The organism is Alteromonas sp. AMM-1, from assembly GCF_047290655.1.
GTDB lineage: Bacteria > Pseudomonadota > Gammaproteobacteria > Enterobacterales > Alteromonadaceae > Alteromonas > Alteromonas mangrovi.
Window position 1 is genome coordinate 15,750 of sequence record NZ_JBLBUE010000028.1, and the last position, 18,924, is coordinate 34,673.

At 48.2% G+C, this 18,924-nt stretch carries 20 protein-coding genes; 9 read left to right on the forward strand and 11 right to left on the reverse strand.

Features of this window, described 5'->3' with window-relative positions; genetic code table 11:
- The first annotated feature begins 185 nt into the window (after positions 1 to 185).
- Both ACLR2L_RS07615 and rdgC read left to right on the forward strand, forming a co-directional pair.
- The gene (locus ACLR2L_RS07615; protein WP_413367069.1) at positions 186 to 1,913 is read left to right on the forward strand and encodes an ATP-binding protein; all 1,728 of its coding nucleotides are present in this window, start codon (positions 186 to 188) and stop codon (positions 1,911 to 1,913) included.
- A gap of 71 nt (positions 1,914 to 1,984) precedes the next feature.
- Positions 1,985 to 2,893, forward strand: coding sequence for a recombination-associated protein RdgC (gene rdgC, locus ACLR2L_RS07620; protein WP_413367072.1), 909 nt, complete (start codon positions 1,985 to 1,987; stop codon positions 2,891 to 2,893).
- Positions 2,894 to 2,907: 14 nt separating this feature from the next.
- Here the strand turns inward: rdgC and ACLR2L_RS07625 are convergent, their stop codons facing one another.
- Together ACLR2L_RS07625 and ACLR2L_RS07630 are read right to left on the reverse strand one after the other, a co-directional pair.
- Positions 2,908 to 4,155, reverse strand: a complete 1,248-nt coding sequence (locus ACLR2L_RS07625; RefSeq protein WP_413367075.1) for a DUF418 domain-containing protein — start codon at positions 4,153 to 4,155, stop codon at positions 2,908 to 2,910.
- A gap of 54 nt (positions 4,156 to 4,209) precedes the next feature.
- Positions 4,210 to 4,749, reverse strand: coding sequence for a helix-turn-helix domain-containing protein (locus tag ACLR2L_RS07630; RefSeq protein WP_413367078.1), 540 nt, complete (start codon positions 4,747 to 4,749; stop codon positions 4,210 to 4,212).
- Between the two features lie 106 nt (positions 4,750 to 4,855).
- Between ACLR2L_RS07630 and ACLR2L_RS07635 the strand changes: the two genes are divergently transcribed.
- Positions 4,856 to 6,031, forward strand: a complete 1,176-nt coding sequence (locus ACLR2L_RS07635; RefSeq protein ID WP_413367081.1) for a benzoate/H(+) symporter BenE family transporter — start codon at positions 4,856 to 4,858, stop codon at positions 6,029 to 6,031.
- A gap of 43 nt (positions 6,032 to 6,074) precedes the next feature.
- On the opposite strand, the gene ACLR2L_RS07640 is transcribed toward ACLR2L_RS07635, so the two are convergent.
- The gene (locus ACLR2L_RS07640; RefSeq protein ID WP_140958498.1) at positions 6,075 to 6,911 is read right to left on the reverse strand and encodes an HDOD domain-containing protein; all 837 of its coding nucleotides are present in this window, start codon (positions 6,909 to 6,911) and stop codon (positions 6,075 to 6,077) included.
- A 324-nt stretch (positions 6,912 to 7,235) separates the two neighbouring features.
- Here ACLR2L_RS07640 and ACLR2L_RS07645 point away from each other — a divergent pair, with 324 nt between their 5' ends.
- Positions 7,236 to 8,912 carry a dipeptidyl-peptidase 3 family protein gene (locus tag ACLR2L_RS07645; protein ID WP_413367084.1) on the forward strand — a complete coding sequence of 559 codons (1,677 nt, stop codon included), beginning with the start codon at positions 7,236 to 7,238 and terminating at the stop codon, positions 8,910 to 8,912.
- Positions 8,913 to 8,949: 37 nt separating this feature from the next.
- On the opposite strand, the gene ACLR2L_RS07650 is transcribed toward ACLR2L_RS07645, so the two are convergent.
- Genes ACLR2L_RS07650 through folB form a run of 4 tightly spaced genes read right to left on the reverse strand, consistent with a single transcriptional unit; the run spans position 8,950 to position 10,996 of the window.
- On the reverse strand, positions 8,950 to 9,318 hold the full coding sequence (locus ACLR2L_RS07650; protein ID WP_413367087.1) for a histidine triad nucleotide-binding protein: 369 nt from the start codon (positions 9,316 to 9,318) through the stop codon (positions 8,950 to 8,952).
- A 21-nt stretch (positions 9,319 to 9,339) separates the two neighbouring features.
- Positions 9,340 to 10,140 (reverse strand): undecaprenyl-diphosphate phosphatase, encoded by an 801-nt coding sequence (locus tag ACLR2L_RS07655; protein WP_413367090.1) that lies wholly within the window; start codon positions 10,138 to 10,140, stop codon positions 9,340 to 9,342.
- The gene (gene folK / locus ACLR2L_RS07660) at positions 10,137 to 10,643 is read right to left on the reverse strand and encodes a 2-amino-4-hydroxy-6-hydroxymethyldihydropteridine diphosphokinase (RefSeq protein WP_413367093.1); all 507 of its coding nucleotides are present in this window, start codon (positions 10,641 to 10,643) and stop codon (positions 10,137 to 10,139) included. Before folK ends, ACLR2L_RS07655 begins: the two co-directional genes overlap by 4 nt.
- Positions 10,640 to 10,996 (reverse strand): dihydroneopterin aldolase, encoded by a 357-nt coding sequence (folB, locus tag ACLR2L_RS07665; RefSeq protein WP_413367095.1) that lies wholly within the window; start codon positions 10,994 to 10,996, stop codon positions 10,640 to 10,642. The genes folK and folB overlap by 4 nt, the downstream gene beginning before the upstream one ends.
- 201 nt (positions 10,997 to 11,197) lie before the next feature.
- Here folB and plsY point away from each other — a divergent pair, with 201 nt between their 5' ends.
- Positions 11,198 to 11,800 carry a glycerol-3-phosphate 1-O-acyltransferase PlsY gene (gene plsY, locus ACLR2L_RS07670; RefSeq protein WP_140958504.1) on the forward strand — a complete coding sequence of 201 codons (603 nt, stop codon included), beginning with the start codon at positions 11,198 to 11,200 and terminating at the stop codon, positions 11,798 to 11,800.
- 12 nt (positions 11,801 to 11,812) lie between these two features.
- Here plsY and ACLR2L_RS07675 read toward each other — a convergent pair whose 3' ends face one another.
- From ACLR2L_RS07675 to tsaD, 4 genes are all read right to left on the reverse strand, one after another.
- Complete coding sequence (locus tag ACLR2L_RS07675; RefSeq protein WP_413367099.1) at positions 11,813 to 12,658, reverse strand: prolipoprotein diacylglyceryl transferase family protein; 846 nt, start codon at positions 12,656 to 12,658, stop codon at positions 11,813 to 11,815.
- 2 nt (positions 12,659 to 12,660) lie between these two features.
- Positions 12,661 to 13,011, reverse strand: coding sequence for a carboxymuconolactone decarboxylase family protein (locus tag ACLR2L_RS07680; RefSeq protein WP_140958507.1), 351 nt, complete (start codon positions 13,009 to 13,011; stop codon positions 12,661 to 12,663).
- A gap of 57 nt (positions 13,012 to 13,068) precedes the next feature.
- Positions 13,069 to 14,280 carry an ectonucleotide pyrophosphatase/phosphodiesterase gene (locus tag ACLR2L_RS07685; protein WP_413367103.1) on the reverse strand — a complete coding sequence of 404 codons (1,212 nt, stop codon included), beginning with the start codon at positions 14,278 to 14,280 and terminating at the stop codon, positions 13,069 to 13,071.
- Positions 14,281 to 14,429: 149 nt separating this feature from the next.
- The gene (gene tsaD / locus ACLR2L_RS07690) at positions 14,430 to 15,443 is read right to left on the reverse strand and encodes a tRNA (adenosine(37)-N6)-threonylcarbamoyltransferase complex transferase subunit TsaD (protein ID WP_140958509.1); all 1,014 of its coding nucleotides are present in this window, start codon (positions 15,441 to 15,443) and stop codon (positions 14,430 to 14,432) included.
- Positions 15,444 to 15,694: 251 nt separating this feature from the next.
- Between tsaD and rpsU the strand changes: the two genes are divergently transcribed.
- The 4 genes from rpsU to ACLR2L_RS07710 form a co-directional block, all read left to right on the forward strand.
- A complete protein-coding gene (gene rpsU, locus ACLR2L_RS07695) occupies positions 15,695 to 15,910 on the forward strand; it encodes a 30S ribosomal protein S21 (RefSeq protein ID WP_140958510.1) in 216 nt (71 codons plus the stop codon).
- A 72-nt stretch (positions 15,911 to 15,982) separates the two neighbouring features.
- A complete protein-coding gene (locus ACLR2L_RS07700) occupies positions 15,983 to 16,426 on the forward strand; it encodes a GatB/YqeY domain-containing protein (RefSeq protein ID WP_413367107.1) in 444 nt (147 codons plus the stop codon).
- Between the two features lie 113 nt (positions 16,427 to 16,539).
- Complete coding sequence (dnaG, locus tag ACLR2L_RS07705) at positions 16,540 to 18,327, forward strand: DNA primase (RefSeq protein WP_413367110.1); 1,788 nt, start codon at positions 16,540 to 16,542, stop codon at positions 18,325 to 18,327.
- A gap of 243 nt (positions 18,328 to 18,570) precedes the next feature.
- A partial coding sequence (locus ACLR2L_RS07710; protein WP_413367113.1) for an RNA polymerase sigma factor region1.1 domain-containing protein occupies positions 18,571 to 18,924 on the forward strand: 354 nt, incomplete at its 3' end.

The following is an 18,924-nucleotide window of genomic DNA, read 5'->3' on the forward strand; positions in this document are numbered from 1 at the left end:
GACAATTTTATTAAACGATTACATTATTATGTCAAGTTTATGAACTTTGGCGCCTGCGAATTATATTCCGTATAAGTGACACACTCTTAACGTTAAACTCTCGGGTATAACTTGTTAATTCAGCGAATAGCACATATTCTTGACGAAGCAGTTATTTTTCAGTCGGTATAGCGAATAGGTTGCAAATGGCGTCGGTGCAGACAGGATTGTCGAGAAAACTTCTTACCCGTGTGTTGTCGGTGTACTTTATACTGACATTTATCGTTACCATAGGTCAGATATTTACTGAATACCTAAGCACCAAGAGCCATATTGAATCTGAACTTCAAACCTTAAAAAACACCTTCTCCACCAGTCTTACCCGAGCCATTTGGGAAGTGAACATACCCCAGGCGCAATCCATAGCCGAAGGCTTAATGGAATTACCCATTGTTACAGGCGTCCAAATTCGCGACGAAAATGGTGAATACATAGCTGATCTGGGCATGACCATCGCGCAAATAAGAGCCCCCATCAGCACGGGCGAACTGGATGACCATAGCGGTGGTTTGTTCAGCTACAGCTTCCCGTTAATTTTCGAGTTTTCCAATCGCGCCTCAACGGTGGGTGATGTCACGCTTTACTCTAATTTCAATATCATTTTTAGTCGTATCGAAGTGGGGATATTTTTCCTGCTGGGCAATGCCATTGTAAAAACCGCCTTTTTGGTATTTTTATTCATGACGGCCTTCAGAAGAATGCTTTCCGACCCGCTAATGGAAATCACTCAGCAAATGAGTGCGTTTAACCCCGAACACCCTGAAGAATCTAAAGTAAAATTAACCCTGCATGACGAAAATGAACTTCGCTTGCTGCAATACTCTTATAACCAGGTTATTGACGATCTGATTATTTCTCAGCAAAAGCTTAAGAGCACGCAGGAAGAACTCAAACGGGTAAACAAAAAGCTGGACGACCAAAACTTACTGTTAGAGCAAGAGGTGGCCAAGAAAACAGCTTCCCTAAGCCAGATCATGCTGGATCTGGAGCGCCAAAAAGACGAACTAATCACCAATCAGCGTGAGCTGCGTCAGGAAAACGAGAACCGTCAGTATATTGAGAACGTGCTGCGCGACAAAAACAAGGAACTGGCTAAGTCTATGGAGCACCTTAAACTCGCTCAGGAACAGTTACTCGAATCTGAGCGCATGGCTTCATTAGGCGGATTGGTAGCAGGCATTGCGCACGATGTGAACACGCCACTGGGTGTTGGTGTAACGGCCGCCAGTTTCCTGCGTGACCGCATTGATACCGTAAAAGCAGCTTACGAAGACAAATCACTGACCAACAAAACCATGGCTTCGTTTTTAGGTGAAGCGGAGCAAACCACTCACCTGCTGCTTACCAACCTGAACCGCGCCTCAGAGCTTATCACCAGCTTTAAACAGGTCGCGGTGGATCAAACCAGCGAAGCCGAACGGGTGTTCAATTTAAAAATCTATTTAAACGAAGTGCTGCAGTCGCTGGCTCCTTCATTTAAACATCATCAACACACCGTGAATATTGACTGCCCTGACAACCTGGATATCCGTTCAGCGCCCGGCATCATTGCTCAAATCTTTACCAATATGATCATGAACTCTGTTATTCATGGATTTGAAAACATGAACGGCGGCATCATCAATCTGGTAGTGAAGGAAGAAGACGAAGACGTTGTTATTACCTATGAAGACAACGGGTGCGGCTTGAATGAAAGTCAACTTGACCGGTTATTCGACGCATTCTTTACCACTAAACGTGGACAGGGTGGCAGTGGCTTAGGTACGCACATTATGTACAACCTGGTGACACAGGCACTGGACGGCCAGATTGAAGCATTCAGCGAACCGGGTAAAGGTTTGCGATACCAGATCCGCTTTCCCAAACGCACCTAACAACCCGCGCTTGCGATCACCGGGCTGCACTGCTAACCTTTGCCGCCCTTTTCAGAAGAATATTTTGCTTTATGTGGTTTAAAAATATTAAGGCCTATCGGCTGACTCAACCCTTATCACTGGATGACGATGCGCTGCAAACAGCGTTGAATGAATTTGCATTCCGCCCGTGTGGCACGCAGGAAACCGCAACAATGGGTTTCGCATCTCCATTCCATTCAGCGGGACAACACAGTTTGCTATTTCATCAGACGCAACTGCGTTATTGGATCACGTTGAAGAAGCAAGAGCGCTTATTGCCTTCATCTGTGGTGAATGCTGAACTGGCCGAAAAAGTAGAGCAAATCGAATCGGAAACTGGTTCTCCCGTGGGTAAAAAAGCCCAGTCCGATCTGAAACAACAAATTATTACCCGATTGTTGCCACAGGCGTTTACTAAAAACACCTACATTAATGGCTTTATTTCAATTCCGGACAATCTGGTAGTGGTAGATGCCAGTGCTGATGGCAAAGCAGAAGCGTTCCTGGCAATGGTTCGCAAAGCCCTTGGCTCATTACCCGTTGTGCCACTGGTTCGCAGCAGCTTACAGAGCGAGTTAACCCACTGGTTAACCGAGCAGCCACCTGAAAAAATAGCCCTGCTAGAAGAAGCAGAGTTTAAATCGACTGACGACACCGGCAGCATTATTCGTTGCAAGAACCAACCTCTGGACAGCGAAGAGATTCAGCATCACCTGGATGCCGGTAAACTCGTACAAAAAGTGGCTTTTGAATTCGACGAAACGCTGGAAGCAGTAATTCAGGAAGACGGCACCATTAAACGGGTGAAGTTTACCGACCGCATTAAAGAAGAAACCCAGGATATTCCAAAAGATCAGGTTGCTGCTCGTCTGGATGCGGAGTTTGCTTTAATGTCTGCTGAAATCTGCGGCGTAGTTGGCTATCTCAGTGACGCACTGGGATTAGACAAAGACCTGTAAATCAGCGCCTCTAATTAACGCCGCCAGGCTTGCCTGCGGCGTTGAGTGGCACTTCGCCACGCCCACTCGGCTGGCCCGTAATAAAACCGCGCTAACCACCAGCGCGACCAGGTTATTTGCGCAACCCAAATGATCACAACAACAGCCGTGACCTGCCAGCGCGACAGCGATGCATAAAGACCAAAACCCCATCCATAAAATACCAGGCTGCACAGTATGCTTTGCATCAGGTAGTTAGTGAGTGCCATTTGCCCTACTGGTGCGAGTCGGGAGGTGATTGCTGCGCCAATACTCTCCCCACGATATTCTAGCTGACGGGCAAACAACATAAATACACAGGTATAACCCCACGCCGTAAACAAGGCTCCCCACAAATTCCACAATCGATTTATAGAGAACGAGTCGGGTAAGGCAAATTCAGTGCTGACAATTAACCACGCGCCGGTAGCACTCAATACCCAGCCTGTTGGGAGGCTCAGCGAAAGATGAATAATATAGAAACGCGATGACCTGGCAGCTAATAACACACTGGTTTTAAACAGTGCCATTCCCATCAGCATGATCCCCGACATACGCACCAACAAAGGGATAAGATAACTGGTTTGATATTCAACAGTAGACGCCACACGGTAACTGGCCTGCTCCCACCAGGTACCCCGATTGGCATTAATTTCTGCGGTTAATTCACTGGCTGGAGGAAAGAATGTCAGGTAGGTTTCTGTCAGTTCGTCTGGTGACATACCACTCCCCCCCCAGTACATCAGTAAATACAGCAAGCTAATGGCAAATTGCAACGCCACCGCCAGTATCCACAAATTGCGGACTCGCCAGTATCTGCAAGGGTAAATTATCATGCCAGCAATGGCATAAGTAACCAGTATGTCCCCCCACCAGACCAGATAACCATGGAGCATGCCTATCATCAGTAACCAAAACATACGCCGATAGTGTAATCGTCTGGCCTGTTGTTCATCCCCGGCCCGTTCCGCCATCAACAGAATACCGGCACCGAACAACATCGCAAACAGCGCGTAAAACTTTTCGGCAAACAGAAGCTCACTTAAGAACCAGTGCAGTTTGTCGGCATTCGAAAGCGGCCCTGCCGCAAAGGGATTGGAGTACACGATTTCCGGATAAGCAAAAGCAATGGCATTCATCATAAGAATACCCAGCAAAGCGAAGCCGCGAAGGGCGTCAAGGCACACATACCTGGCATTGGCTGACAATGCCAGATTGACCTGAGAGGCTTTTAATTCAGACAAACTCATTCCTTGTTCACCCATTCAAAAGTGAGTCGGTTGGCCGTTTTTGTGTAGCTAAAGATAGCTAATCACATCGATAAACCGGGTTAACGGACCCTTCGCTTTATACCCGTGTCGCTGATTAGCATGAAACCGGGCGCTATCGCCTGCGTTAAGCGTATGCCATTGTTCGTTATAGTAAAGTAACAATTCGCCTTGTTGTACTACAACGTGTTCATAAACACCACTGGTATGTGGATCAGACCATTGTGTGTGGTCATTTAACAACGTGAGTTCAAACATTTCAAAGCGGGTCTCCGGGTTAAACGCAAACAGCGTATTAATTTGAAAATTGGCTTCGTTGCGCTTTAGAGCCTCACTGGCAGAATGTGGAGACACCTCAGTGCTACTAAGCAACCCCGAAAATGAACACTTTAACCCGGTTGCAATTTTCCACAGGGTTGCCACAGTAGGGCTGGACTCCTGCCGCTCGATTTGACCCAACATGGCCTTTGATACGCCACTGGCAGCAGACAGCCTGTCCAGGCTCAACCCCAGCGCTTTGCGGCGCTGTTTGATTTGCTGAGCGATACTGTATGTAATGTTGTCCTGCATATATTTCCCAATTGTGCGTTATAACGCACAATGTTATGCTGTTTCATCCGTGCGCTATAACGCACATTAACGGCAAATTCGCGATACTGCAATATTGAGGTTATCCATGTCAGGTTCATTTCGCATCAGCCATATCGCAGCAGGTCTTACTGCCGTAGTGGTTGGCTACAGCAGTTCGGTAGTTATTGTTATTGAAGCCGCACGTCAGGCAGGCGCAAACGAAACCCAAATCATTAGTTGGCTTTTGGTGCTTGGCCTCGGCATGGGTATATCCTGTTTGTATTTTTCTCTGAAATTCCGTATGCCGGTGGTTACCGCCTGGTCAACGCCTGGTGCCGTTTTTCTTATTTCTACTGCCGGAGCCTTCACGTTGGCCGAAGTCACCGGTGCATTAATTGGCGCGGGCTTACTGAGTTTGATAGCCGGGCGAAGTCGCGCACTTTTGCGGGGTATAGAGCGTATCCCTCCCCCCCTGGCAGCCGCAATGCTCGCAGGTATACTGCTTCCCTATTGCCTTAAAGTATTTAGCAGTGCAACCCACTCGCCGCTATTAACGATAATGTTTGTAGGGATCTATTTGGTAGGCAGCCGCTTTTTCGCGCGCTATCTCATGTTATTACTTCTATTGGTAGCAGGCATTGCTGCCTGGATGTTGAGTCCGGCCGATGCGCAACCGGTAACGTTGGGACTACCTGCATTGGAGTGGGTTACACCAGTGTGGTCTCTCTCTGCATTTGTGAGCATTGGGATTCCGTTGTTTCTTATTACCATGTTGTCGCAGAACTTGCCTGGGATCAGTATTTTACATAGCCATCAATACAAGCCAGACAATCGATTTGTACTAACGGGTATCGCTCTGCTTCAACTCTTCTGCGCACCATTTGGCGGGTTTATGTATAACCTGGCTGCTATAACTGCCGCTATTTGTATGGCGGATAGCGTAGATGACGACCCATCTCAACGCTATAAGGCCGGCGTTGCTGCGGGCTTAGGCTACTTGTTGTCGGGTGCAATGGCGGTGGCGATTGTGTCGGTGTTTACACTTATGCCCGTTGTAGTAACGCATTTGCTGGCGGGTATAGCGCTGTTTGCTACGCTACAAAGCAGCCTGCTTCGCGCCATGGAAGAAGCTCATTACCGGCAGGCCGCCCTTATGACAATGCTTTGTAGTGCGTCTGGATTAACCGTAATGGGTATGAGTGCGCCAGTGTGGGGATTGTTGTTGGGAGTGGTAACACTGGTTGTTGCAAATAGCTGGAAACAGCCGATAGTAGGGAAGTAGCCAACGAACGCGGCAGCAACACTGCCGCGAACGCAAGCTGTGTTTAAGCAAAAATTTGTTTTGCAGCAGCGCGCATTTCAGCGAATTCGTCTGACAGCAGAGTATTAACGTCTTCCACTACACCACGCTGAACGGCAAGGTTCAGAATCGCGTCTTTCTGACGGTTGATTTGCCCGGATAGCGCCGCGCCTACACGCACGAAATCAACGTAACCCAGTTTTTCTGGCAGGTACGCCAGATCGTGCCAGCGTTCAGCAACAGTAACAAAGCTTTCACCAAAGCCCCAGCTTTGCATGATGCTGCCACCAATTCGCGGCGCGAGTTTATCAATAGCGTCATCGAGGAACGTAGGGCTGGCAAACACTTCAACGTGGCGCTCGGCTTCCGTTAGAATTGGCAACACACCAATGTTGTGAACTAAAGCGGTAAGCGTCATGGTATCGATGGTCATTTCGCGATTTTTGGTACGGGCAGTGTACATTTGCAGTGCTGCCATCGCGTTGGCCACTACGTCTACCGTATTGTTCCACTCGCGCTTCATGTAATCGCCTACCAGCTCATTTTTGGACACAAACAGTTGTTCCATAGCCAGTGCCGTCGCAATGTTCTTAATTTGGCGCAAGCCAATTCGGGTAACAGCCTGAGAAACCGATGTTACCTTTACAGCACGTCCCATATAAGCGCTGTTGGCAATTTTGATCATGCGCGCACTCAGGGAAGGGTCTAATCCAATTACATCACCCATCTGATGAAGGTTAATGTCGGGATCATCTGCTGCTTTACGCACTTTTAAGGCAACTGCAGGTAATGTGGGTAATACCAGGGTATCGTTCTTGATCTTTTCAACCAGAATGGTTAACAGCGCGTTTTGTGTCGACATAGTCCTACCTTAGTCTTGGCTTATTATGTGCCTGGCGTGCACCGGGCAACTATTCTTTTGCGATCTCATGCCTTCCTTGCTATCGGCATTAGTATGCATAAAATCCAATATATCAACGAATCAGAGATCGTGCACCCAGGGATTGTTATTCTTTTTGACCCTGCGCAATAAAAAGCCGGGCCATACAGAAACACGCAACTGTTGTGACATCCAGCGTGTTTGCCCTGTCTGGTTTGAGTATAGCATCTGCATAAAAGGTTAGTTATGCTAACGTTAATTTTCAGACAATAAAATTACAGAACAACAATAATCGACGGAAATCCTATGAAACTGTTATTTACCAAAACCTTACTTGCGACCCTGGTAGGCGCAACGCTGTCTTTAAGTGGCTGTACTCAGCCAGCCACGGATTCAGCCAAAACCAGCGCGCCAGCCTCACCTGCTTTATTAGTTGCACCAGAACGCCTGGATATTTATCACAACGTCCCTTTGCAGGCAGACCTGAGCCATTTGAGTGATAATCAGAAAGCCATGCTGTCGTTGTTAATTGACGCATCCGATATTATGGATGACCTCTTCTGGCAACAGGCGTTTTATCAGAACAAAGCAGAATTTCTGGCATCAATCAGTGATGCAAAAGTCCGTCATTTTGCTGATATCAACTATGGCCCATGGGATAGATTAAATGGCGATAGCCCGTTTTTAAGCGGCTTTGCTGAAAAAGCCCCAGGCGCAGAGTTTTATCCGCATGACATGACAAAAGACGCGTTTAACAATGCTGCGTTTACCGACAAAGACGGCCTGTATTCCGTTGTTCGTTACGACGATGCAGGAAAGCTTACCAGCATACCTTATAGCCAAGCCTATGCAGCGCCACTTCAAAAAGCCGCTGCGCTGCTGAAAGAAGCGGCCAAACTAGCTGATCATTCGGAGTTTGCCAATTACCTGCAATTGCGCGCAGACGCCCTCCTTTCCGATGACTACCTGGCGTCGGATATGGCCTGGATGGACATGAAAACCAACCCGATTGAACTGGTTATTGGTCCGATTGAAAGCTACGAAGATCAATTATTCGGCTACCGTGCTGCGTTTGAAGCTTATGTACTGATTAAAGACATGGCCTGGAGTGACAAACTGGCGAAATACGCTCAGTTTTTACCCGAACTACAACGCGGCTTGCCCGTGCCGGATGCTTACAAACAAGAAACCCCAGGGTCGGATGCCGACCTGAACGCCTATGATGTAGTGTATTACGCAGGCCATTCTAATGCAGGCAGTAAAACCATTGCGATAAACCTGCCCAACGACGAACGTGTGCAATTGGAAAAAGGTACGCGCCGATTACAGTTAAAAAATGCCATGCAGGCTAAGTTTGATCATATTCTTGCCCCCATCGCTGATCTATTGATTGCGCCGGCACAGCGCGAACACGTTACCTTTAACGCGTTTTTCGCTAACACCATGTTTCATGAAGTCGCGCACGGATTGGGCATTAAAAATACCCTGACGGGTGAGCAAACGGTTCGCGCCGCGTTAAAAGAACACGCTTCTGCGCTGGAAGAAGGCAAAGCCGATATTCTGGGGTTATACATGGTACAAAGCCTGTTGGAAAAAGGCGAAATCACCGAAGGTACGCTGAAAGACTATTACGTGACCTTTATGGCAGGTATTTTCCGTTCGGTGCGCTTTGGAGCCAGTTCTGCGCACGGCAAAGCCAATATGATCCGCTTCAACTACTTTGCCGAAGCAGGGGCGTTTGACCGCGATGATCAAGGGTTGTACAGCGTGAACATGGAAAAAATGTCTGCTGCTGTCGCGTCGTTGAGCGAGCGTATTCTGACATTACAAGGCGACGGAGACTACACCGGCGTTGCTGAATTAGTTGCAGATAAAGGCGTAATTAAGCCACAACTGGCTGCCGATTTAGACAGACTGGCCAATGCCAGTATCCCGGTTGATATTGTGTTTGAACAGGGCAAAGTGCAACTGGGTCTCAAGTAAACGTCATTTCAATCACGTAATTAAAACAAGGAAGCCGCTATTCCAGCGGCTTCATTTTATCGGTGTATGGTGGCCAGCCCATCGGCTTACCCGCTAACACGTGCAGGTGAATGTGATACACCGTTTGTCCGCCGTATTCATTACAATTCATCACCGCGCGATAACCCTGGCTGGCAAAGCCTTTTTGCGCTGCCAGTTTAGCGGCAACAAAATACAAGTGCCCCACTACTTCGCGGTCGTCCTCGGTGATGTCGTTAATCGTGGCAATGCGTTTTTTTGGGATCACCAGAAAATGCACCGGAGCCTGAGGATTGATATCACTGAACGCCAGCGCCAATTCATCCTCGTATAAAATATCAGCCGGAATCGACTTATCTATAATTTTGTCAAAAATGGTGTCAGCCATCAGCTCTCTCCAATAAAGGGTTTACCAGAAAATAAAGGCCAGTAATACCGCGCCCAGCAGTAATCGGTATATCACAAACGGCAACATTCCAATCCGGCTGATCCAGTTTAAAAACAGAAAAATACACAGGTATGCTGCAACAAACGAAAATCCAGCACCGTAAATAAGTGCGTTCCAGTCGACGGCTGTTTCCGCTTCAACCAAATCCTTTACCGCCAGTAGTCCGGCGCCAAGAATGACGGGAATGGAAAGCAGAAATGAAAAACGCGCGGTACTCTCGCGATCTAAACCTAACATGAGACCAGCGGTCATGGTGATGCCAGAGCGCGACGTTCCCGGAATCAGCGCTAACATCTGCGCCAGACCAATAATGACAGACTGCTTTAACGTAATGGATTCCAGTTTTTGAACATGCTTTGCTTTCACATCGGCGTACCAAAGCAATAAACCAAATACAATAGTAGTAACCGCTATCACCGCGGCACTTCTGGCGTGAGTTTCAATAATGTCTTTCAAGGCAAAACCGGCGATTACCGCAGGAATTGTTGCAATAACAACAAACCAGGCTAAACGGCTATCGGTGGTTTGCTCTTTCCGCCAGCCGTGTTGTAAAAACGCCACAGACATATTGAAGATATCACGACGAAAATAAATCATAACCGCCAGCAAACTGCCAACGTGCACGGCTACATCAAATGCCAGCCCCTGGTTGCGCCAGCCCAATACTTCGGCAGGCAAAATTAAGTGAGCAGAACTACTAATAGGCAAAAACTCAGTTAAGCCCTGAATAATGGCCAGAACAATGATTTCAAATAATGTCATGCCTGTGATGAACTCCATTCAAATGCAATAGGCTGTATAGGCTGGGATGCGTGGTCAAATTGTTGCCAGTGCGATTCGTAGGTATTACCGGTTAAAGGATGCCGCTCACCGGGGATCAGCTCAGCCAGTGGCCGCAGTACAAATGCCCGCTCCAGCATTTCAGGCCGGGGCAGCACTACGGGTGTATTGCATACCTGATCATCAAAGCACAATAAATCCAAATCCATTGTGCGGGAACACGGCGTCTTATGCCAGTTTTTTCGGCCGAACTGCGCTTCAATTTGCTTGAACAAATGATAGGTTTCCAACAGATTTAATGTGGTCTCAACACTGGCAACCCAGTTGTAAAAACCGGGGCCATCGAACCCTACAGCCGGGCAATCGTAAACACTGGACACCCTGACATTGGTAAAATGTTGATTGAGTAACTGATAGGCCTGCCTGGTATGGTATTCACGCTCGATGTTTGAACCGACGCCAATCAGGACACGGTGTACTGTCACGCACGAACCTCATGAGTGATTTGAATGCCCACCCTTTGCGCATCGGGCAAAATGCCCGGTTTCTCAATTTTTAGCACCAACTTTTGGATAGGAAAACGCGCACACAACGCATCAACAATCGCTTTGGATAATGCCTCGAGCAACTCAAAACTAGTTGCAGCGCCTACTTCTTTTACGCACTCGGCAACCGCTGCATAATCAATAGTATGATTAACATCGTCTGAAGTCATTGCCTGAGTCAGGTCGGCATCAATAAGCAGGTCCATGATCAGAATAGTTTGTTGCGTGCGTTCCCAGTCGTACACCCCAATTAAGGTGGGAACACTGAGTCCTTCAATAAAAATTTGTTGCATTTTTATGGCCTCTCGCCAGTGGCGGTGATATCGCAAACGCGCCGGTAAACAGAACATTCAGGCGTTATTTTTGCGCGCAGTATACCATACCAATGCAGCTGTGCAGCCGCTTCCGTATACCGAACTTTTACCAAGCGTCTGGCATTCGCTATTAGATTCTAGTAGTGTGTGCACACTTATTGTATGACACCGGATACAGTCATGATTGCACTGAGTTTACTGATGATAAGCGTGGCCTATTTGGTTGGGTCTGTCTCCAGTGCGGTGTTGATCAGCCGACTATTTCGTTTGCCCGACCCCCGAAAGCACGGTTCTGGTAATCCCGGTGCAACCAACGTGCTGAGACTGGGTGGCCGTTTCCCGGCATTACTGGTGTTGTTAGCCGATATATTAAAAGGCACAATCCCCGTGTACTCCGCCTACTTTATGGGCATTCCTCCCGTCGCATTAGGCCTCATTGCTATTGCTGCCTGTTTGGGTCACATCTATCCACTTTACTTTCATTTTAAAGGCGGGAAAGGCGTAGCCACAGCATTTGGTGCCATGCTACCGATTGGCCCTTCACTGGCGGGCATGCTAATTGCCAGTTGGGCACTGGTGGTATTTATTTGGGGCTACTCGTCTCTGGGCGCGATAGTATCAGTGCTCTTAGCCCCCATTTTTACCTGGTTTATCAAACCCCTGTACACACTTCCGGTAGCAATGCTGTCGATATTGATTCTTTTTCGCCATCGCGACAACATCAAGCGGTTGTTGGCAGGGGAAGAGAGTAAAGTGTGGGACAAAGGCAAAGCTAATGAATAAAGTGCTGCTAGCTCACTCCTGATTCTGCTCTTGCTGGCCAGCGTGCAATGCATCCAACGCTTTTGCCAGACTGGCATCCGACATTCCCCCTATGTGGCGATAAACCAGGTTTCCATCGGGTGAATAAAACAAGGTTGTAGGTAAAACCGCTACGCCAAACTCCCGGCTCACGCTACCTGTATGATCCATTAACACATTCGATATTTGCCAATCCTGCTCTGTCAAAAAGGCGCTCACGTCATCGGCAGATTCAGACTGGTTAATCAGTACAATATGAATATCCGGGTTATGTTGCTGCGCCCTGGCCAGCGCAGGCATTTCGCGCCGACACGGGGGGCACCAGGTTGCCCAGAAATTAATAACCAGCGGCTTGTCCTGAAAATCGGCAAGTGAGACTGGATTGCCTGAAAGTGAAACTACCCGTGGCGTAGGCATTATCTCTGACCGCTGCGACAAAGACACGGCAATATACAACGGCAGCATAATTGCAGAGGTGATTAATCCACTCCACAGCAGCGTTGCGCGAATATCAGGGTGGCGATGAATACTAATACTGACAAGCAAGACTGACGCAATGAATCCAAACTCCATTGCAAACCCGCCGTCGCGCACATCCAGCATAGCCAGAACATCGTTATTGAAGTACTGCCATTGCGTAACGACAAACCCTGCTCGCGCACAGAAAAAACCAACGGCAAAAGCACTAAACAGCACATTACTGGCCAGTTGATAGCGAACCTGTGCGTGGTCTTTACGACGGGTAAGTAAATAGCAATTTCCCCAGGCTAACAGCAAGGTTGCCCAAATAAACGCATAGTCAATGGACAGCCCCACCGGACCCAGAGAGATACTATGCAAAACTACTTCGCAGTCTGGCTAAATTGCTCGAATGCCAGCATCGCATCGGCGGCGTACATTAGCGAAGGGCCACCGCCCATATAGATTGCCATACCCAGTGTTTCCTCCACTTCCGCTTTAGTCGCTCCCAGTTCAACCAGCGCCTTGGCATGAAAGCCAATACATCCGTCACAACGGGTCGACACCCCAATTGCCAGGGCTATCAGTTCCTTAGTCTTTTTATCAAGCACGCCATCGCGGGTAGCCGCTTGCGCCATTGCTGAAAACCCTTGCATGGTATCGGTGATATCTGAGCGCAGGGCTTTCATGTTACTGGAAATACGTTGGGTAATTTCGGGATAGGACTTGCTCATAATTTGCTCCTGACAGCATGGTGTCAGAGCAGAATTGCTCTGACACACATTGCCGGATTAGTTAACCAGCAAAGCAGGGGCTAACTTCGATAACTCACCGTCTATGGGAGTTAGCAAGTCTAGGCCCATTATCTTTGCCAATGCCGGATAGACTTCCAGATTACTCATGGCAGGCAGCGTGTAGCCCGACTTAAACGCAGGCCCAGCAGCCACAAAGAACGCGCCCATATCGGGATGTTCAGGCAAATAACCATGGCCTCCCGGCCCAACCTTACTGTCTTTGTTTTTAGTAAATTTAGCTGGCGGTGCAATGGTAATAATTAAGTCCCCGGTACGCTTATTATGCGGCATACGGTAGTGCTGACGTTGATCCTCATCAAATACCTGAACACCGGGTAAATCCATTGCGTTGATAATATTGCGCTGCGCATCAATGGCGGCCTGGTCTACTCCGTCCTTGGCATACAACAAAATTTGCTCGCCTTCATTTAACACCAGAAAATCCTCGCTGATATTTAAATCGGCTTCCACTATTGCCTGGCTGCGGTCAACCGGCGTCATGCCGTGATCCGATACCAGCACCAGATTCACCTTAAACGGCAACGCTTGAATACGGGCATACAGCTGCCCCATAAGGGCATCCAGTTGCTGCACTGCTTCATAGGTTTCTGGTGCATCGGGTCCGTAATCGTGCCCCACGGTATCGACCAGCGAGAAATAGCCGGCAATAAACCGGGGACGGGATTGTTCGGGATAGGACAACCATTCCATCATTTGATCTATACGCTGCTGGTAGTCTGCGTATTTCGAATAATGGTAGTGATAAGTTGGCAGTTGCCCGCCAATGCGTGCATCAGATTCAGGCCAGAAAAACGTAGCCGCTTTTAACCCATGCGTCTCAACCAGATTCCACATGGGCATCGCCGTAATCCAGGTGCTGTCCTGATACCCTTTCCCCATGCTGTAATAATCGCGGCGGGATTTATCGTAAAACCGGTTGTTAACGATCCCATGGTTCGCTGGCAACAGGCCAGTTAACAATGAAATGTGATTGGGAAAGGTATTAGCCGGATACACGGGCTGCATCGACATTACACGGGTACCTTGCTGCGCTATGGCTGCAATGTGTTTTGCCTGATGCTTTTCTATATAGTCGTGACGGAATCCGTCGATGGAAATCAACACAACGTGCTGGTCTGAAGAATCTGCGAAAACGCGGGGAGTAACTACCGCTAGTAACATTGCAACTAACACAACAAAGCGCTGCATACGAATCAATACCTTTACTGTTATCCAATCATCCAAAACATGTGGGTTAAGGATGGTTTAAAATTCGAATGAATAGTATTTATCGCCGACGAATTACATTCCAGTGAAATTCGCCGGATAACCGGCGAATTTGCGATAACGGTATGATTTTAAAGTGCAGATAGTGTATCAAGAGGCCAACGGGGCTTAACGGATTCAGATAACGGCGTGCGTTGACCGGCTTTCAATCGCTGTAAACCGGCATACGCAATCATGGCACCGTTGTCGGTACAAAAGCCGAGACTGGGGTAAAATACTTCACCACGCACATCTTGCATCAGCTTTTTCATCGCACTGCGCAATTCGGTATTGGCGCTAACCCCACCTGCGATCACCAGCCGTTTTAAGCCGGTTTGCTTAAGTGCACGTTTGCATTTAATTGCCAGGGTATCGATAACCGCTTCCTGGAAAGCAAATGCAATATTTGCCTTGGTTTGATGACTATCGTCGGCATCGCGAATAGTATTGGCTGCAAAGGTTTTTAATCCGCTGAAGCTAAAATCCAAACCCGGGCGATCTGTCATCGGCCGCGGGAACGCATAGTGCCCTGGCTCGCCCTGCTCTGCCAGTTTCGCTAGCAATGGCCCGCCTGGATAATCCAGACCCAATAATTTAGCCGTTTTATCGAAGGCCTCACCTGCGGCGTCGTCGATTGACTCACCTAACAATGTGTATTGTCCGATCCCATCTACCTGCACCAGCATTGAATGTCCACCTGACACCAATAGTGCCACGAACGGAAACTCGGGAGCGGTATCTTCCAGCATCGGCGCTAATAAATGCCCTTCCATGTGATGCACGCCAATAACCGGCACATTCCAGGCAAAGGACAGCGACCGCCCCACTGAGGCGCCAACCAACAGCGCCCCCACCAAACCGGGGCCTTGTGTATAGGCAATACCGTCGATATCGCCTTCTTTACACCCGGCGTCGGACAATGCCTTTTGGATTAGCGGGATAATTTTCCTTACATGATCGCGTGACGCCAGTTCAGGTACTACACCGCCGTAATCGGCATGCAGTTTTACCTGGCTGTATAAAGTGTGCGACAGCAACCCGGCTTCGTCGTCATACACCGCAATACCGGTTTCATCACAGGAGGTTTCAATACCTAATACACGCATGGCAGTAAATTCTTTGCTCTAAACTGATCTCATTGGTAAAGTTTACCCGATTCATAGCTTCGTGGACAATCAACAATCTCAATCAGCACAAGCACCAATCAGCAGGCTGACTATTTTTTATCGCCTTTTTTGTTATCCGGACTTTACATCCCGGCCTCGAATGTTTAGAATTTCGCACCATTTTTAACCCGGGTGGTTGAAAAAACCCAGTTGAACCCCGGAAATCCGTTAAGTTTTGAGGTGAGATTTTAATGCCCATCGTTAAAGTAAGAGAAAACGAGCCATTTGACGTAGCACTGCGTCGTTTTAAGCGTTCTTGTGAAAAAGCAGGTGTACTGGCTGAAGTACGTCGTCGTGAATTCTTCGAAAAGCCTACTTGGGAACGCAAGCGCAAGAAAGCAGCTGCTAAAAAGCGTCATCTTAAGAAGTTGGCTCGCGAAAACGCACGTCGCGTAAAACTTTACTAAGCAATGATTGGCAGTGGGGCCTGCTTACAGGCCTCTTTGCATGTCTATTGATTAGCTATCTACGAGTATTCTATGGCACTGATTGACGATTTAAAAGACGCACAAAAAGATGCTATGCGAGCGAAAGAAAAACTTCGCTTGGGAACTATTCGTATGGCCCTTGCTGCCATAAAGCAAAAAGAAATCGACGAACAGGTTACCCTGACTGACGCCGATGTGCTTGCTATTTTAACCAAAATGGTAAAGCAGCGTCAGGATGCTGCGTCACAATATGACGCGGCAGGTCGCGATGATTTGGCGCAAACCGAACGCGCTGAGATTGTTGTTATCGAATCCTTCTTGCCACGAGCATTAACCGACGAAGAACTGTCTGCGTTGATTGATGAAGCCATGACCAGTAGTGGTGCAAGTGGTATGCAAGACATGGGTAAGGTAATGGGCTTACTGAAGCCTAAAGTTCAGGGTCGCACCGACATGGGTGCACTTAGTGCAAAGATCAAACAACGTTTGAATTAATGCCTGCATCCCTGTTTTGCAGCAACAGATTCCCTATTTGCGCATTCCTTCCAGCCTGATACAGTACGTCTACTGTGTACCAGCATTAACTATTTTGGCAATGTGTAGCATTTATGGCAGGTAAGATCCCCCGCGAGTTTATAGATGATTTACTGGCTCGTACCGATATTGTCGAAATCGTCGACAGTCGCGTGCGCCTCAAAAAGGCTGGTAAAAACTACTCTGCGTGCTGCCCGTTCCACAACGAAAAATCGCCGTCTTTCACTGTCGCCCAGGATAAACAGTTCTATCATTGTTTTGGCTGCGGCGCCCATGGCAATGCAATCTCATTTTTAATGGAATTCGATCGCCTTGAATTTGTTGAAGCCATTGAAGAGCTCGCCCGGTTACATGGCATCGACGTGCCCAGAGAACAAGGCACAGGAGCCCGCTCATTTAGTCCTGAGAAAAAACAGCAAACCGAATCTGACTTCCAACTCATGGAAAAAGTCACACGATTTTTCCAGCATCAGCTAAAGCATCACAAACAAGCAAACGCTGCCGTGGACTACCTTAAAAAGCGTGGACTGTCGGGTGAAATAGTTAAGCAATGGGAAATTGGCTATGCCCCACCCGACTGGGATGCGGTGCTATCTGCATTCGGTTCAGATCAACACACACGCAAACAGTTGCTTGAGTTAAAACTGGTTAATCAGAACGACAACGGCAAGCAGTACGATTTTTTTCGTGACCGCATTATGTTTCCGATTCGAGACAAACGCGGCCGGGTATGTGGATTTGGCGGACGAATCATGGAGGGCAACGGCCCTAAATACCTGAACTCGCCGGAAACCCGCATATTCCACAAGGGCTATGAACTGTTTGGATATCACCATACCCGACAGCAGCGCAACCTGCCGCGCATTTTGATTGTGGAAGGCTACATGGATGTGGTGGCCCTGAGTCAGTTTGACATTCAGTACGCTACCGCAGCACTGGGTACTGCTACCACACAAGAGCACATGACTATGCTGATGCGCAGCAATCAGGAAATTGTGTGCTGTTACGACGGTGACCGCGCGGGTCGGGATGCGGCATGGCGTGCGGTGGAAAATGCCCTTCCCGTATTAAAAGACGGTGTGCACCTCAAATTCCTGTTCCTACCCGACGGCGAAGATCCCGATACCATGGTAAGGAAAATTGGCAAAGAAGCCTTTGAAGCACTGATCGCGCAAGCCGCACCGCTGTCGCGCTTCTTTTTCGATACCTTACTTAAGCAGCACCCGGTAGGTACACCTGAAGGTAAAGTAGCATTGAAATCTGCAGCTCAGCCACTTATTGATCAGGTAGCAGGCGAACAACAAAAAATCATGTTGCAGGAAGAGCTTAGCAAGCATGTTGGCGAATACGACCGGTTTAAACTGGACAGAGATATTCGCAACGCCAACGACAGGACGCAGAAGCCCAATCGGGCTGGCACCTTCGACAACATGAAAAAGTCACGCTTGTCGCCGATTCGAATGATGATCCGCCTCCTGCTTGAGCATCCTAACCTGGCAGCCGATTGCAGTGATTCAGTTCAGCCCGCTTTTCTGACCGGCTCAGGCATTGCAGGCCTGCCTGTATTGCAGGATTTGTTTGCGTTCTGTGAGCAATATCCGTCAGCCAGCACAGCCATGGTACTTGAAAACTTCCGCAATCACCCCCACTCTGTCAGTCTGGGTAAAATGCTTATGCAAGAACATTTTGTCTCGGAAGAGGACGCGGCCAGGGTATATCGCGACAGTTTCGCTAAGTTACTGGATTGGCATTTCGACAGCCGCATCGATCAACTTTTATCCAAATCACGTATTAATGCGTTGTCAGACGCTGAAAAGCAGGAACTAAACTTGCTTATGAAAGAGCGACAGGCAGGCCGATAATTATCAGCCACGGCCAATTAAAATAAACGAGTCAAAAATAGGCAGTAGAGTAGTCAAAATAACGACGGTTCTGTTATACTGTGTAATTCGCTGCCACCGTCGCAAAAGGCAGTTGAACAGACAAAACCACATTGAAGCACGTGTATCTCGATAAGGCGTTCAACGATTATCGAACATTCACACCTGTAAAGTGTCTCACTTTACAGGTTTTGCATTGGTTAGAATTTAAGAAGTGTAGGGTATATGGCGCAAAGCAAGCAGTCTCAGATTAAACTCCTGATTGCGAAAGGTAAAGAGCAAGGTTATCTGACTTTTTCTGAAGTTAATGACCACCTGCCACAGGACATTGTCGATTCAGATCAGATCGAAGACATCATCCGCATGATCAATGACATGGGTATTCAGGTTGCCGAGTCGGCGCCGGATTCCGATGAATTGTTGATGCAGGAAAGTACCACTGATGAAGAAGTTGCCGAAGCAGCCGCACAGGCCCTGGCAACGGTTGAAAGTGAAATCGGCAGGACTACCGACCCGGTGCGCATGTACATGCGTGAAATGGGAACGGTTGAACTACTCACCCGTGAAGGCGAAATTGAA

Coding starts and splice junctions, on each gene's coding strand:
- ACLR2L_RS07615 (WP_413367069.1), top strand. CDS start 186: ATGGCGTCGGTGCAGACAGGATTGTCGAGAAAACTTCTTACCCGTGTG.
- rdgC (WP_413367072.1), top strand. CDS start 1,985: ATGTGGTTTAAAAATATTAAGGCCTATCGGCTGACTCAACCCTTATCA.
- ACLR2L_RS07630 (WP_413367078.1), bottom strand. CDS start 4,749: ATGCAGGACAACATTACATACAGTATCGCTCAGCAAATCAAACAGCGC.
- ACLR2L_RS07635 (WP_413367081.1), top strand. CDS start 4,856: ATGTCAGGTTCATTTCGCATCAGCCATATCGCAGCAGGTCTTACTGCC.
- ACLR2L_RS07640 (WP_140958498.1), bottom strand. CDS start 6,911: ATGTCGACACAAAACGCGCTGTTAACCATTCTGGTTGAAAAGATCAAG.
- ACLR2L_RS07645 (WP_413367084.1), top strand. CDS start 7,236: ATGAAACTGTTATTTACCAAAACCTTACTTGCGACCCTGGTAGGCGCA.
- ACLR2L_RS07650 (WP_413367087.1), bottom strand. CDS start 9,318: ATGGCTGACACCATTTTTGACAAAATTATAGATAAGTCGATTCCGGCT.
- ACLR2L_RS07655 (WP_413367090.1), bottom strand. CDS start 10,140: ATGACATTATTTGAAATCATTGTTCTGGCCATTATTCAGGGCTTAACT.
- folB (WP_413367095.1), bottom strand. CDS start 10,996: ATGCAACAAATTTTTATTGAAGGACTCAGTGTTCCCACCTTAATTGGG.
- plsY (WP_140958504.1), top strand. CDS start 11,198: ATGATTGCACTGAGTTTACTGATGATAAGCGTGGCCTATTTGGTTGGG.
- ACLR2L_RS07680 (WP_140958507.1), bottom strand. CDS start 13,011: ATGAGCAAGTCCTATCCCGAAATTACCCAACGTATTTCCAGTAACATG.
- ACLR2L_RS07685 (WP_413367103.1), bottom strand. CDS start 14,280: ATGCAGCGCTTTGTTGTGTTAGTTGCAATGTTACTAGCGGTAGTTACT.
- tsaD (WP_140958509.1), bottom strand. CDS start 15,443: ATGCGTGTATTAGGTATTGAAACCTCCTGTGATGAAACCGGTATTGCG.
- rpsU (WP_140958510.1), top strand. CDS start 15,695: ATGCCCATCGTTAAAGTAAGAGAAAACGAGCCATTTGACGTAGCACTG.
- ACLR2L_RS07700 (WP_413367107.1), top strand. CDS start 15,983: ATGGCACTGATTGACGATTTAAAAGACGCACAAAAAGATGCTATGCGA.
- dnaG (WP_413367110.1), top strand. CDS start 16,540: ATGGCAGGTAAGATCCCCCGCGAGTTTATAGATGATTTACTGGCTCGT.